A 13,893-nucleotide genomic window follows, 5' to 3' on the forward strand; every position below is an offset into this window, starting at 1 on the left:
CCGCGTGCGGTGCGGCGGTCAGTACGCCGCGGGGGACGACCGGCGCAGCCGCCGGGCGGCCGGCCGGACGAGCAGCGAGAGCAGCACCGCCGCCACCGCGACGGCCCCGACGAGGGTGGCGAGGAAGTGGCCGGGGCCGAGCGCCCCGTGGGTGACGAGCGCCCCGAAGACCGCGCCGAGCGCGCCGGTGACGAGCACGGTCGTCCGGGCGGGCAGACGGGCGGGCATGCGGAGGGAGGCGGCCCAGGCCAGGGCGAGTCCGAGCAGGGCGGAGCCGAGGACTTCCAGGAACACGGTGGTCACCTCGCGAGGGGTGCGGGGCGGGTGGTGCGGTCAAGCCCCCTCTACCCCGGGCCGCCGGAACGCAATCCTCCCCGCGCTCCCGCGCGTTGCCCCCTCCACGCGGTCCGCGCGGCCGGAGGGCGCGCCGCCGGAGCCCCGCCGCCGGCCCCGCGAGGACACCCGGACGGCGGAACGCGCGGACGGGCCCGGACGCGGGAGGAGGCCCGGAGGGACGGGTGTCCCTCCGGGCCTCCTCCACGGGAACCGGGGCTCAGAGCGTGCCGAAGCCCACCCGGCGCACGGCGGTCTCGCCGAGCTCCACGTACGCGATCTTGTCCGACGGGATCAGGACCCGGCGGCCCTTCTCGTCCTCGAGGCTGAGCAGCGGTGCCTTGCCGGACAGCGCGTCGGCGACGGCGCGCTCCACGTCCTCGGCGGACTGCCCGCTCTCCAGAACGATCTCCCGGGGTGCGTACTGCACGCCGATCTTGACCTCCACGGCTATGTCCCTCCGAACGGTCAGCCATGCGCGATGAACCCGCGCCGTACGCTGCACACATTAGCCCGGTGAGGGGACCCGCACCGGTCAGCCGCCGCACGCCAGGAGCGAACAGGAACCGGGAACAGGGCGCCGGTCAGTGCCCTTCGGCGCTCAGCTGGCCCTCCACCGCGTGCAGCGGGAAGCCGGCGATGCCGCGCCAGGCGAGCGAGGTGAGCAGCGAGACGGCCGTGTCGCGGGGGATCGGGGACTCGCTGGAGAGCCAGTAGCGGGCGACGACCTGCGAGACGCCGCCGAGGCCCACCGCGAGGAGCATCGACTCGTCCGTGGACAGCCCGGTGTCCTCGGCGATGACCTCGGAGATCGCCTCGGCGCACTGGAGGCTCACCCGGTCGACCCGCTCGCGCACGGCCGGCTCGTTGGTGAGGTCGGACTCGAAGACGAGCCGGAAGGCGCCGCCCTCGTCCTCGACGTACGCGAAGTAGGCGTCCATGGTGGCCGCCACGCGGAGCTTGTTGTCGGAGGTGGAGGCCAGTGCCGTACGCACCGCGTGCAGCAGCGACTCGCAGTGCTGGTCGAGCAGGGCCAGGTAGAGCTCCAGCTTGCCGGGGAAGTGCTGGTAGAGCACCGGCTTGCTGACGCCGGCCCGCTCGGCGATGTCGTCCATGGCCGCGGAGTGGTACCCCTGGGCGACGAAGACCTCCTGGGCCGCGCCGAGCAGCTGGTTCCGCCGGGCACGGCGCGGCAGCCGCGTACCGCGAGGGCGTGCTGCCTCTGTCTGCTCGATGGCGCTCACGCGGCCTCCCAAGAATTCGATCCATGTGCGCTGTCAGCGCCGCGCCGCCATCGTACTTTTGGGTAACCCGGCTGTGCGCGGTGCGGACGCAGAATTTCACGGACCGGACGCCGAGGTCGACAGGCGATTCAAGATTAAACCGAACAAATCAGCGGTAGTCGTCTTCGTCGAGCGTGACGACACGCGCCTGTTCGGAGGCATCGCCCTCGTCGGCCGCCTCGTGGTCGATATCGCCGATCGGCTCGTCCTCACTCGGCCGCAGTTCCGTGTGCTGCTCGGCCGCGTCGGCCTCCGGGACTTCCTCGTCGAGCACCGCGTTCCTCTCCTCGGGCTCCCCGGCTTCCTCGGGGAACGTGTCCGGCTCGGACGGATCGACAGTCATGCGCTTCCTTCCCGTCCTGCCCCGCGCGTGGGCGGGAGCCCGCGTGGATGGCCCTCCCTTCGAGCGTAGGAGCACCCGGGTCCCCCCGCACCCGAGCCGCCCCCCGGGCGGGGCCGGGCCGGGCGCCACGCGGCCTGTGACCGCACCCACACGCGAGCCCGCGTGATCGTCTCGTAATATTGCGGCCATGTCCTCGACCGAGCTGCCGGAAACCCGGACCGCCGACACCGCTCCGCCGGCGCCCGGTCCGCGCACCGTCCGGGTCGCCGACGGCGAGGAGCTCCGCTCCGTCGCCCTGCCCGGACTCTCCCTCACCGTGCGCTCCCGGCCCGGCGGCCGCCCCGGCCTGCCGCCCGCGCTGTACGTGCACGGCCTCGGCGGTTCCTCGCAGAACTGGTCCGCCCTGATGCCGCTCCTCGCCGACCTCGTCGACGGCGAGGCCGTCGACCTGCCCGGCTTCGGCGACTCCCCGCCGCCCGACGACGGCAACTACTCGGTCACCGGGCACGCCCGGGCCGTCATCCGGCTGCTCGACGCCTCGGGGCGCGGCCCGGTCCACCTCTTCGGCAACTCGCTGGGCGGCGCCGTCGCCACCCGGGTCGCCGCGGTCCGGCCCGACCTGGTCCGCACGCTGACCCTCGTCTCGCCGGCCCTGCCCGAGCTGCGCGCCCAGCGCACCGCCCTGCCGACCGCGCTGCTCGCCGTGCCCGGCGTCGCCGGGCTCTTCGCCCGCCTCTCCCGGGACTGGACCGCCGAACAGCGCGTCCGGGGCGTCCTCTCGCTCTGTTACGGGGATCCCGGACTGGTCACCGACGAGGGCCTCCGGCACGCGGTCGAGGAGATGGAGCGCCGACTGGAACTCCCTTATTTCTGGGACGCCATGGCACGCTCCTCGCGCGGCATCGTCGACGCCTATACGCTCGGCGGTCAGCACGGCCTGTGGCGGCAGGCGGAGCGGGTGCTCGCGCCGACCCTGCTCGTCTACGGGGGCCGCGACAAGCTCGTCTCGTACCGGATGGCCCGCAGGGCCGCCGCCGCCTTCCGGGGCTCGCGGCTGCTGAGCCTGCCCGACGCCGGCCACGTGGCGATGATGGAGTACCCCGAGACGATCGCCGCGGCCGCGCGGGAACTGATCGCGGAACACGACGCGCGGCACGACGGGAGCTGAACCCGGGGTGGGACGACATAGTCGCAAGGGGCCGACGCCCGCGGTGGGCGACACCGGGCGCCCCCCGGTGGCGGACGGCGCGCGCGCGGCCGCGGCCGACACCGGGCGCACGCCCGTCGTGGACGCCGGCGCGGGCACCGGCCGCCGCCGTCGCACCCCCGACGCCTCCGGCGGGCGGGGCGCCCCGTACGGCGCCCCCCGCGGTCCCGGCGCCTTCCCGGGCCGGGGCGCCCCGGCGCAGGGGGCTCCCGGGTACGGGGCCCCGGCCGCCCAGGGGGCCCCGGCCCACGGCGGTCCGGCGCACGGATCCCAGGGGTACGGGTCCCAGGGGCGCGGACCCCAGGAGTACGGCACGCCCGCGCACGGCGTCCCCGGTCACGGCGGCGGGGCGTTCGACACGCCCGCGCACGGCGTGCCGCACACGCCGGCCCACGGGATCCCGGTGCGCGGGGGCCATCCCGCGCACGAGGAGGGCGGACGCCCGGCGCCGGAGCGGTACGGCGCCGCCACCGGGGGCGCGAGGACGGTCCCCGGGCCCCGGCGGACCGCCGCCGCGCCGCCCGCCGGGCCCGACGCGCCGACGGCCGGCGCCGGCGGCGAGGACGCCGTCCCGGGCCGGGGCGGCAAGGGCAAGGCGCTGACCGGCGTCGCGGCCGCCGCCGTCACCACCTGTCTCGCGATCGTCGTCGCCGGCCAGGTCGCCGACCGCGGGGACGGGGCCCCGGCCGCCCGCGCCGCCCAGGAACCCGCCGAGCGCGTCACGGAGGACTCCGCCTCGCGGTCCGACGAGCGGGCCGCCCCCTCGCGCCCTTCCGCCGTACCGACCCGTCAGGCGGCGCCCACGTACGAGCAGTTGATGACCCATCAGTTCCCGATCGACCCGAAGCTCGCCGGCTCCGGCGAGTTCGAGGCGGTGGCCGGGCTCGACAAGGCGCCCGGCGCGGGGCGGAAGTACCGCTACCGGGTGGACGTCGAGAAGGGACTCGGCCTCGACGCCCGACTCTTCGCGCGGGCCGTCCAGCAGACCCTCAACGACAAGCGCAGCTGGGCCGGTCGGGGGGCGATGACCTTCGAGCGGATCTCCAGCGGGGAGCCCGACTTCGTCATCACCCTCGCGAGTCCGGTCACCACCGGCAAGTGGTGCGCCAAGTCGGGGCTGGACACCACCATCGACAACGTCTCCTGCGACTCGGCCTCCACCGAGCGGGTGATGATCAACGCCTTCCGCTGGGCGCAGGGTTCGGAGACCTTCGGCCCGAAGGCCATGCACGCCTACCGGCAGATGCTCATCAACCACGAGGTCGGACACCGGCTCGGCCACAATCACGTGTCCTGCCGCACCCCCGGCGCGCTGGCGCCGGTGATGCAGCAGCAGACGAAGTCCCTGGAGATCGACGGGATCGCCTGCCGCCCCAACCCCTGGGTCCATCCGGGGAGTTGAGCCCGACTGTCCGCATCCCGAGACGGGCGTCTCGGGAATTCGTTCGGTACGTTGACATCGTTCAGGCGTTCGTAGATATTTCTCGGCATGTCGCACCGTCACGCCGCCTCCGATCGCGCCGCCCTTGAGCTGGCGCTCTTCGGCGTGACCGGACACACCGTCGCCGACATTCTCTGTCGCTGACGCCTCCCGGCGCATTCCTGCCCGGGATCCGTCATCCGGGCATGCGTCGGCGACCTTTTCCCCTTTTCCCGGCCGTGCCCGCATTCCCGCAGGCGCGCGCCCTTCCCGTGCATTCCTCGCGTCTGCGGAATTCCCTTTTCCCTTACCGCAGTCCACGCGAGAGGTCCCTTTCCCATGCGTCCTTCGTCCGCTCTTTCGCGCCGCCTGGCCGTGGCCGCCACCGGTCTCGTCCTGACCACGGGCGTCGCCGCCTGCGCCGGACCCCAGGGGGCGGGGGACGAGGCCGGCTCCGGCACCGGCGCCGACGCGGCGCCCCGGAAGGGCGGCACCCTCACCGTCCTCAACTCCGAGGCCCAGAGCGACTTCGACCCCGCCCGCCTCTACACCTCCGGCGGCGGCAACGTCCCCTCCCTCGTCTTCCGGACCCTCACCACCCGCAACCGCGAGGCCGGCGCCGCCGGCACCGAGGTCGTCCCCGACCTCGCCACCGACACCGGGCGCCCCAACAAGGACGCCACCGAGTGGACGTACACCCTCAAGGACGGGCTGAAGTTCGAGGACGGCACCCCGATCACCAGCGCCGACGTCAAGTACGGCATCGAGCGCTCCTTCGCCGCCGAGCTCTCCGGCGGCGCCCCCTACCTGCGCGACTGGCTCATCGGCGGCGACACCTACCAGGGCCCCTACAAGGACCCGAAGGGCCTCGCCTCGATCGTCACCCCCGACCCGAAGACCATCGTCTTCAAGCTGAGGAAGCCCGAGGGCGAGTTCCCCTTCGTCGCCACCCAGACGCAGTTCGCCCCCGTCCCCAAGGCCAAGGACGCCGGCGCCGCGTACGAGGAGCACCCGGTCTCCTCGGGGCCGTACAAGGTCGTCGAGAACGAGAACGACGGCGAGCGGCTGGTCCTGGAGCGCAACGAGCACTGGGACCCGAAGACCGACGACGAGCGCAAGGCCTACCCCGACCGGATCGACGTCCGCTCCGGCCTCGACGAGGCCGTCGTCAACCAGCGGCTCGCCACCTCCGCCGGCGCCGACTCCGCCGCCGTCACCACCGACACCAACCTCGGCCCCGCCGAACTCGCCCAGATCGGCTCCGACAAGGAGCTCGCCGCCCGCGTCGGCACCGGACGCTTCGGCTTCACCAACTACATCGCCTTCAACCCGAAGGTGAAGCCCTTCGACAACCCGAAGGTCCGCCAGGCGATCTCCCACGCCGTCAACCGCACCAGCGTCGTCAACGCCGCCGGCGGCTCCGCCCTCGCCGAAGCCGCCACCACCTTCCTCCCCGAGAAGGAGGCCTTCGGCCACCAGCCCTACGACCACTTCCCGGCCGGGAAGACCGGCGACCCGGAGAAGGCGAAGCAGCTCCTGAAGGAGGCCGGCTTCCCGGACGGCCTCAAGGTCACCCTGCTCCACTCCACCGCCCAGAACCGCGCCACCAGCCCCGAGATCGCCACCGCCGTCCAGGAGGCCCTCGCCAAGGCCGGCATCACCGTCGAGCTCGACGGCCAGGAGCCCAACTCCTTCAACGAGAAGCGCTGGAGCGTCAAGGACGCCCCCGGCTTCTTCCTCTCCCGCTGGGGCGCCGACTGGCCCGCCGGCAGCGCCTTCCTCGCCCCGATCTTCGACGGGCGCCAGATCGTCGCCAACGGCTCCAACTACAACCACGCGCAGCTGGACGACCCGGCGGTCAACCGGGAGATCGACGAGATCAACAAGCTGACCGACCTCAAGGCCGCCGCGCCCCGCTGGGGCGCCCTCGACCGGAAGATCGGCGAGCAGGCCCTCGACGTCCCCCTCTTCCACCCCGTCTACAAGCGGCTCGTCGGCAAGGACGTCAAGAACGTCGTCATCAGCGACTGGACCGGCGTCCTCGACATCTCCCAGGTCGCCGTCAGGTGACCGCGGTGACCGACGCGCCGGCGCCCGTGGCGGGCACCCCCGCCACGGGCGCCGCCCGGCAGGTGTGGCGACGGCTCCGCACCCGCCCGGCCGCCCTCGTCTCCGCCGCCGTCCTGCTCCTCCTGATCGTCCTCGCCGCCGCCGCGCCGCTCCTCGCCGCGCTGACGGGCCAGGACCCGTACGCGTACCACGACGAGCTCGTCGACTCCGCCCGCGGCGGCGTCCCCCACGGCGCCTTCGGCGGCGCGAGCGCCGACCACTGGCTCGGCGTCGAACCCGGCACCGGCCGCGACCTCTTCGTCCGCCTCCTGTACGGCGCCCGGATCTCGCTCCTCGTCGCCGTCGGCGCCACCGCCCTCCAGATCCTCATCGGCCTCGTCGTCGGCCTCGCCGCCGGCCTCGGCAACCGCTGGGTCGACGGGCTCCTCGGCCGCGTCACCGACGTCCTCGTCGCCCTGCCGATGCTCGTCCTCGCCGTCGCGCTGACCGCCGTCGTCCCCCGCGACTTCCCCCGCCCCCTGCTGCTGATCCTCGTCATCGGCCTGCTCGGCTGGGCCGGCACCTCCCGGATCGTCCGCGCCCAGACCCTCGTCCTGAAGAACCTCGACCACGTCTCCGCCGCCCGGCTCGCCGGCTCCGGCCGCCGGCGCACCGCCCGCCGCGAACTCCTCCCCGCGCTCGCCGCCCCCGTCCTCACCTACGCGGCGATCCTCGTCCCCACCAACATCGTCGTCGAGGCCTCCCTCTCCTTCCTCGGCGTGGGCGTCACCCCGCCCACCCCCTCCTGGGGGCAGATGCTCTCCACCGCCCAGACCTGGTTCCGCGCCGACCCCGCCTACGTCCTGCTGCCCGCCGGCTCCCTCTTCGTCACCGTGCTCGCCTCCACCGTCCTCGGCGACGCGGTCCGCACCGCCCTCGACCCGCGCGAGGCGAGCCGGCTGCGCGTCGGCACCGCCAAGGAGACCGCCCGATGACCCGCTACCTGCTGCGCCGCCTCGCCGGCGCCGCACTCGTCCTCCTCGCGCTCTCCGTCCTCGTGTACGCGCTCTTCTACGTCGTCCCCGGCGACCCCGCGCGGCTCGCCTGCGGCGAACGCTGCAACCCGGCGCAGATCGCCCAGGTCCGCGCCCGGCTCGGCCTGGAGGACGGCGTCCTCACCCAGTACCTGCACTTCCTCCAGGGCGTCGTCGCCGGCCGCTCCCACTCCACCGGCACCGCGCTCGTCCCCTGCGACGCGCCCTGCCTCGGGCTCTCGTACCAGACCGGCCAGCAGGTCACGGCGCTCATCCTGGAGCGGCTCCCGGCCACCGCCTCCCTCGCCCTCGGCGCCCTCGTGGTCTGGCTCCTCGTCGGCGTCGGCACCGGCCTCCTCTCCGCGCTCCGCCGCGGCGGACCCACCGAGCGGATCCTCACCGTCCTCACCCTCGCCGGCACCGGCACCCCCGTCTTCGTCCTCGGCCTGCTCCTCCTCATGGCCGTCTGCGCCCACCTCCAGTGGCTGCCCTTCCCCACCTACGTGCCGCTCGGCGAGGACCCCGAGCAGTGGGCCTGGAACATGCTGCTGCCCTGGCTCACCCTCGGCCTCTTCGAGTCCGCCAAGTACGCGCGGCTCACCCGCAGTTCCGTGCTGGAGACGCTCGCCGACGACCACATCCGCACCTTCCGCGCCTACGGCGCCGCCGAGCGGACCCTGGTCACCCGGCACGCCCTGCGCGGCGCCGTCCCGCCGGTCGTCGCGGTCAGCGCCGTCGACCTCGGCTCCATGTTCGGCGGCGCCGTCCTCACCGAGTCCCTCTTCGGCATCCCCGGCCTCGGCCGCACCCTCATCGACGGCGTCCGCCAGGTCGACCTGCCCGTGGTCGTCGGCGTCACCCTCGTCATGGGCGCCTTCGTCGTGCTCGCCGGAGTCCTCGCCGACCTGCTGCACGCCGCCGCCGACCGAAGGGTGGTCCTGACGTGACCCCGACCGCCGACCCGCGGACCACCGGCCACGCCCCCGCCGGCCGGCCGCTCGTGGAAGTCCGCGACCTCACCGTCGAGTTCGACACCGCCGACGGGACCGTACGCGCCGTCGACCGGCTCTCCCTCACCCTGGACGCCGGCCGTGCCCTCGCCCTCGTCGGCGAGTCCGGCAGCGGCAAGTCCACCGTCGCCGCCGCCCTCCTCGGCCTCCACCGCGGCACCGGCGCCCGCGTCACCGGCACCGTCCTCGTCGACGGCACCGACCCCGCCGCCGCCCCGCCCGCCGTCCTCCGAAGGCTCCGCGGCGGCCTCGCCGCCATGGTCTTCCAGGACCCCCTCTCCGCCCTCGACCCCTACCTCGCCATCGGCGACCAGATCGCCGAGGTCCACCGGCTCCACCACCCGGTCTCCCGCCGGGCCGCCCGCGCCCGCGCCGTCGAGGTCCTCGACCGCGTCGGCATCCCCGACGCCGCCCGCCGCGCACGCTCCCGCCCGCACGAGTTCAGCGGCGGCATGCGCCAGCGGGCCCTGCTCGCCATGGCCCTCGCCTGCGACCCCCGGGTCGTCGTCGCCGACGAACCCACCACCGCCCTCGACGTCACCGTCCAGGCCCAGATCCTCGACCTCCTCCACGAGCTCCGCCACGAGACCGGCACCGCCCTCCTCCTCGTCACCCACGACGTCGGCGTCGCCGCCGAGAGCGCCGACGAGGTCCTCGTCATGCGCGGCGGACGCGAGGTCGAACGCGGCCCCGTCGGGCGGGTGCTCGCCGCCCCCGCCGCCCCCTACACCCGGCGGCTCCTCGACGCGGTGCCCCGGCTCGACGGACCGGTGCGGCCCCCCGCCCCGCCGGAGGGCGAGCCGCTCCTCGAAGCCGTCGGCCTGCGAAAGGAGTTCGGGCGCGGCCGGAGCGCCGTGACCGCCGTGACCGACGCCTCCCTCACCCTCCGCGCCGGAGAGACCCTCGGGCTCGTCGGCGAGTCCGGCAGCGGCAAGACCACCCTCGGCCGGATGCTCGTCCGCCTCCTCGACCCCACCGGCGGCGAACTCCGCTACCGGGGAGAGGAGATAGGCCGACTGGACGAACGCCGGCTCCGCCCCTTCCGGCGCGAGCTCCAGCTCGTCTTCCAGGACCCGGCCTCCTCCCTCAACCCCCGCCGCACCATCGGGGACTCCATCGCCGAGTTCGTCCCCCGGGGGACCGGCGGGGCCGGGACCCGCGCCCGCGTCCGCGACCTCCTCGACCGGGTCGGACTCGACCCCGACCGGCTCGACGCCTACCCGCACGAGTTCAGCGGCGGCCAGCGCCAGCGCGTCGGCATCGCCCGCGCGCTCGCCGCCGAACCCCGCGTCATCGTCTGCGACGAGCCCGTCTCCGCCCTCGACGTCACCACCCAGGCCCAGGTCACCGCCCTGCTCTGCGACCTCCAGGCCGAACTCGGCCTCGGCCTCGTCTTCATCGCCCACGACCTCGCCGTCGTCCGCCGGGTCAGCGACCGCGTCGCCGTCATGCGCGCCGGCCGGATCGTCGAGCAGGGCACCGTGGCCGAGGTCTACGACACCCCCGCCGACCCCTACACGCGCAGCCTCCTCGCCGCCGTCCCCGCACTCGACCCGGTCCTCGCCGCGGAGCGCCGGGCCCGCCGCGCGCGCCACCCCGAACTCGCCGGAATCTGACCCTCCGTGACGTCCGGGGCGCGTATCGCCACCGAACGCGACCGGACGGGGAAAGTTACGTGCATTCACCCCTTCCGGTGGTGCGACGGACAACCGTCCGTCGCGCCACCGCTCCCTGCGCTTACGTTCTACCCGCTGCGGAATTCCCGCTCGGGGACGCCCGTCGAGGGGCGGCAGCGCGCGCCACCGGCGGGACCGGTGGGCGCCGTCAAGGGACCGGGGGTGTGTGCTCGTGCGGATCGGACTGCTCACCGAGGGTGGCACCCCGTGCGCCGTCGGTGACACCGGGGCCTGGTGGCAGCGGCTCGTCCGCGGCCTCGCCTCCCACGACTTCGACCTGTACGCCGTCGGCGGCCCCCTCCCCACCGCCCCGCTGCCCCCCAACACCCGGCCCGTCCCCGCCGCCGGCGAGGGCGCCCCGCCCGCCGGACCCCCCGAGCGGACCCGCCGCCGCGCCTACGGGCGCCGCGACCGCCGCCGCTTCGCCGAGGCCTTCCACGCCCTCGCCACCGGCCTCACCGCCGAGGACGCCCCCGGCCCCGGGCAGGACGACCCGGCACACGCCTTCGCCACCGGCCTCGGTGCCCTCGCCGACCTCGCCCGCGACAGCGGCGGACTCCCCGGCGCGCTCCGCTCCGACGACGCCGTCCGCCTCCTGGAGGCCGCCTCCCGCGCCCCCGGCGCCCGCCGCGCCGCCGCCGCGGCCGCCCTCCGCGACCACCTCGCCTTCGCCGACCGCCTGGAGCGGGCCCTGCGCCCCCTCTCCCTCGACTGGTACGACGAGGGCGCCCTCGGCTCCGCCGACCTCTGCCACGCCACCGCGGGCGGGCCCGTCGCCCTCCCCGGCCTCCTGGCCAAACGCTTCTTCGGCACCCCCCTCCTCGTCACCGAGTACGGCGTCGGCCTCCGCGCCCACTACCTCGACCGGCCCGCCGCGGACGCCGCCGGGCACTCCACCGCCCTGCGCACCCTGCTCGCCGCCCTCCACGGACGCCTCGCCGGAGAGACGTACCGCCAGGCCGCCCTCCTCACCCCGGGCAACGCCCACGCCCGCCGCTGGCAGGAGAGGCTCGGCGCCGACCGGGACCGGGTCCGCACCGTCCACCCCGGCATGCCCGCCGAGCGCTTCGCCGAGGTCGGCGAGGACGAGGAGGGCGGAGAGCCCGGCACCCTCGTCTGGATCGGACGCGTCGAACCCGCCAAGGACCTGGTCGCCCTCCTCCACGCCTTCGCCGACCTCCGCGCCCGCCGTCCCGACACCCGGCTCCGGATCGTCTCCGTCCCGGCCGACGGCGCCGGGCCCGAACGGGGCGCCGACCACTGCGCCTACCTCGCCCAGTGCGCCGCGCTCGCCGCCCAGCTCTTCCCCGACGAGGCCCCGGGGGCCCACGCCGTCGGCGAGAACCCCGTCTCCTTCGAGGAGCTCGGCGGCCCCGAGGCCCCCACCCTGGAGGACGTCTACGCCTCGGCCGCCGTCGTCGTCCTCTCCAGCACCGTCGAGGGCTTCCCCGCCAGCCTCGTCGAGGCCATGTTCTGCGCCCGCGCCACCGTCTCCACCGACGTCGGCGCGGTCGTCGAGATCATCGGCGGCACCGGGCTCGTCGTGCCGCCGCGCAACCCCCGGGCGCTCGCCGACGCCTGCCTCGCCCTGCTGCGCGACCCCGGGCGCCGGCACCGGCTCGGCGCCGCGGCCCGCGCCCGCGCGCTCGAACTCTTCACCGTCGACCAGAACCTCGCCGCGTTCCGCGGCATCTACCTGGAACTCCTCTCCCACGCGCCCGCACGCCACCGGGCCGGGTCCGACGTGCCCTTCGCCCACCCCGCCGAGGCGCACCTCCCCGGCAGCTGGGCGCCGAAGGCCGTCGCCGCGGGCACAGGAGCCCCCGATGCCTGAAGGAGGCACCCCCATGCGCGGCCCCGCCGCCCCGACGAGCCCCGGAGCCTGGGACGCCCGCTCCGAAGCCCTCCTCGGCGCCCCCGCGGTGGACGCGGAGCCCACGCCCCCCGCCATAGCCCCGGGGCCCGCCGGTGCGCTTCCCGCCCTCGGCCTCCCCGCGGACCCCGGCACCGCCACCCCCGTCCCCGGCGCGTCCGCCCTGGACGACCTCCTCTCCGCCTTCGGCCCGCCGCGCCACCCCGCCGCGGACCCCGGGCCCCCGCACGCCCCCGAGCCGGAGTCCGCCCACCCGGACGACCCGGACGACCAGGAGGACCAGGAGCCCCGCGCCGACGAGCCCGAGGCCGGACCCGCGGTCGAGGCCGTGTCCGAGGCCGGGTCCGTGTCCGGGTCCGAGGCCGAACTCGCGGGCGCGGTCGAGGCCGCGCCCGTCCCCGACACCTCCGGATCCCGCCCCGGTACGCCCCCGGACGCGTCCGGCGCCGAGGAGCCCGTCACCCCCGGCGCACCGGCCGCCGGCGGCGAGCCCGCGCGGGAAGCCGCGCCCGTCCCCGTCGCCCCGCCGGCGCCCCCGTCCCTCCCCGGCGGTGCCGTCGCGCCCGGACCCGGGGCCGCGTGGGGCGAGGCGCCCGGCGGGGGAGGGGCGGCGGACGCCGGACGGCCGGCGCGGCGCGGCGGGGACCCCGTCAAGGTGCTCATGCACCGGCACCGGGAGCTGTGCGCCCGGGCCGTCGACCCCCTGGAGATCGCCGCCGGGCTCGAAGCGCAGGGGTTCACCGACCGGACCGCCGCCCGCTACCGGCACCGGGACGTCTTCTCGCTCGCCGAGGAGCTGTACGCGCGCGTGCCCCGCGGCCACCTGGAACCCGCGCCGGCCGAGGACGCCCCCGCGCCCCGCGCCCCGTGGGCGCTCGCCTCGCTCGCCCCCGGCGCCGCCGCCGCCCTCCTGGTGCCCGCCCTGCTCCACCTCGACGGCACCGCCCGGCTCGCCGCCGGGACCGCCGGGGCGCTCGCGCTGGCCGGGGCGCTCGTCCTCGCCGTCCGGCGCGGGCCGCTGCGCGCCCCCGCCCCCGCGCCCGCCGCCCGGCTCTGGACCCTGTGGCTCCTCGCCTACGCCGTCGCCGGCGACGGACTCCTGGAGCAGGTGCTCGCCGGCGGACCCGACGGCGCCTGGACGCTGGACCCCGCCCCCCTCCTCGGGCTCGCGCTCGCCGTCGCGCCCGCCGCCTGGTGCGCCCACCTCTTCGCCGGCCGGGCCCGCCGCCGCATCGCCGCCGGCCGCGGCCTCGCCGACTTCGCGGCCGCCACGCGCGCGTGGCTCCTCGCCGCCGTCCTCCTCCACCTCGCCGCCCTCGCCGCGCTGCTCGCGCTCACCGGCCTCACCGCCGGCGCGCTCGCCCTCGGCGCCCTGCTCCTCCTCGCCCGGCTGCTCACCGTCCACGGACATCCCGAGACGGCCGCCGCCGCCCTCGCCGCCGCCTGCGCCGCCGAAGCCCTCGGCCTCGCCGGCGTGCTGGCCGCCCGGCTCCCGCTCCCCGGCTTCGACGCGCTCGCCGTCCCCGTACGGACCGCCGTCGACGCCTGGGGCCCCGGCGCCCTCCCCGCGCTCGTCTGCGGCGCCGCCGCGCTCGGCCTGCTGGCCCACGCGACCGGTTCCCTCGCCCGGGCCTCGGCCCACAGCGCCCCCTGACCCGGGGACTC

General features: G+C 76.1%; 13 protein-coding genes. 9 read left to right on the forward strand and 4 right to left on the reverse strand.

What is annotated here, in order from left to right; translation table 11 throughout:
- Nucleotides 1–18: 18 nt before the first annotated feature.
- The 4 genes from IE287_RS05610 to IE287_RS05625 form a co-directional block, all read right to left on the reverse strand.
- Nucleotides 19–294 (reverse strand): hypothetical protein, encoded by a 276-nt coding sequence (locus IE287_RS05610; RefSeq protein WP_189848215.1) that lies wholly within the window; start codon nt 292–294, stop codon nt 19–21.
- Between the two features lie 259 nt (nt 295–553).
- Nucleotides 554–781, reverse strand: coding sequence for a DUF3107 domain-containing protein (locus IE287_RS05615; protein WP_189847783.1), 228 nt, complete (start codon nt 779–781; stop codon nt 554–556).
- A gap of 136 nt (nt 782–917) precedes the next feature.
- Nucleotides 918–1,577 (reverse strand): TetR/AcrR family transcriptional regulator, encoded by a 660-nt coding sequence (locus tag IE287_RS05620; protein ID WP_189847784.1) that lies wholly within the window; start codon nt 1,575–1,577, stop codon nt 918–920.
- 148 nt (nt 1,578–1,725) lie between these two features.
- The gene (locus tag IE287_RS05625) at nt 1,726–1,959 is read right to left on the reverse strand and encodes an Rv3202a family protein (RefSeq protein ID WP_189847785.1); all 234 of its coding nucleotides are present in this window, start codon (nt 1,957–1,959) and stop codon (nt 1,726–1,728) included.
- Between the two features lie 187 nt (nt 1,960–2,146).
- Between IE287_RS05625 and IE287_RS05630 the strand changes: the two genes are divergently transcribed.
- The 9 genes from IE287_RS05630 to IE287_RS38325 all read left to right on the forward strand — a co-directional run bounded on the left by IE287_RS05630 (nt 2,147) and on the right by IE287_RS38325 (nt 13,882).
- A complete protein-coding gene (locus IE287_RS05630; protein ID WP_189847786.1) occupies nt 2,147–3,127 on the forward strand; it encodes an alpha/beta fold hydrolase in 981 nt (326 codons plus the stop codon).
- A 43-nt stretch (nt 3,128–3,170) separates the two neighbouring features.
- Nucleotides 3,171–4,568 (forward strand): DUF3152 domain-containing protein, encoded by a 1,398-nt coding sequence (locus tag IE287_RS05635; protein WP_229883302.1) that lies wholly within the window; start codon nt 3,171–3,173, stop codon nt 4,566–4,568.
- An 87-nt stretch (nt 4,569–4,655) separates the two neighbouring features.
- On the forward strand, nt 4,656–4,751 hold the full coding sequence (locus IE287_RS39390; protein WP_373307811.1) for an Ms4533A family Cys-rich leader peptide: 96 nt from the start codon (nt 4,656–4,658) through the stop codon (nt 4,749–4,751).
- A 174-nt stretch (nt 4,752–4,925) separates the two neighbouring features.
- The gene (locus tag IE287_RS05640; RefSeq protein WP_189847788.1) at nt 4,926–6,656 is read left to right on the forward strand and encodes an ABC transporter substrate-binding protein; all 1,731 of its coding nucleotides are present in this window, start codon (nt 4,926–4,928) and stop codon (nt 6,654–6,656) included.
- Entirely contained in the window at nt 6,653–7,630 is a 978-nt protein-coding gene (locus tag IE287_RS05645) for an ABC transporter permease (protein WP_189847789.1), read from the forward strand. The genes IE287_RS05640 and IE287_RS05645 overlap by 4 nt, the downstream gene beginning before the upstream one ends.
- Nucleotides 7,627–8,616, forward strand: a complete 990-nt coding sequence (locus IE287_RS05650) for an ABC transporter permease (protein ID WP_189847790.1) — start codon at nt 7,627–7,629, stop codon at nt 8,614–8,616. The genes IE287_RS05645 and IE287_RS05650 overlap by 4 nt, the downstream gene beginning before the upstream one ends.
- Entirely contained in the window at nt 8,613–10,295 is a 1,683-nt protein-coding gene (locus tag IE287_RS05655; RefSeq protein WP_229883303.1) for a dipeptide ABC transporter ATP-binding protein, read from the forward strand. Before IE287_RS05650 ends, IE287_RS05655 begins: the two co-directional genes overlap by 4 nt.
- Nucleotides 10,296–10,527: 232 nt before the next feature.
- Entirely contained in the window at nt 10,528–12,189 is a 1,662-nt protein-coding gene (locus IE287_RS05660; protein ID WP_189848217.1) for a glycosyltransferase, read from the forward strand.
- 13 nt (nt 12,190–12,202) lie between these two features.
- A complete protein-coding gene (locus IE287_RS38325; RefSeq protein WP_229883346.1) occupies nt 12,203–13,882 on the forward strand; it encodes a hypothetical protein in 1,680 nt (559 codons plus the stop codon).
- Nucleotides 13,883–13,893: the final 11 nt, after the last annotated feature.

This window comes from Streptomyces omiyaensis, assembly GCF_014650895.1.
In the GTDB taxonomy this organism is placed as follows: domain Bacteria; phylum Actinomycetota; class Actinomycetes; order Streptomycetales; family Streptomycetaceae; genus Streptomyces; species Streptomyces omiyaensis.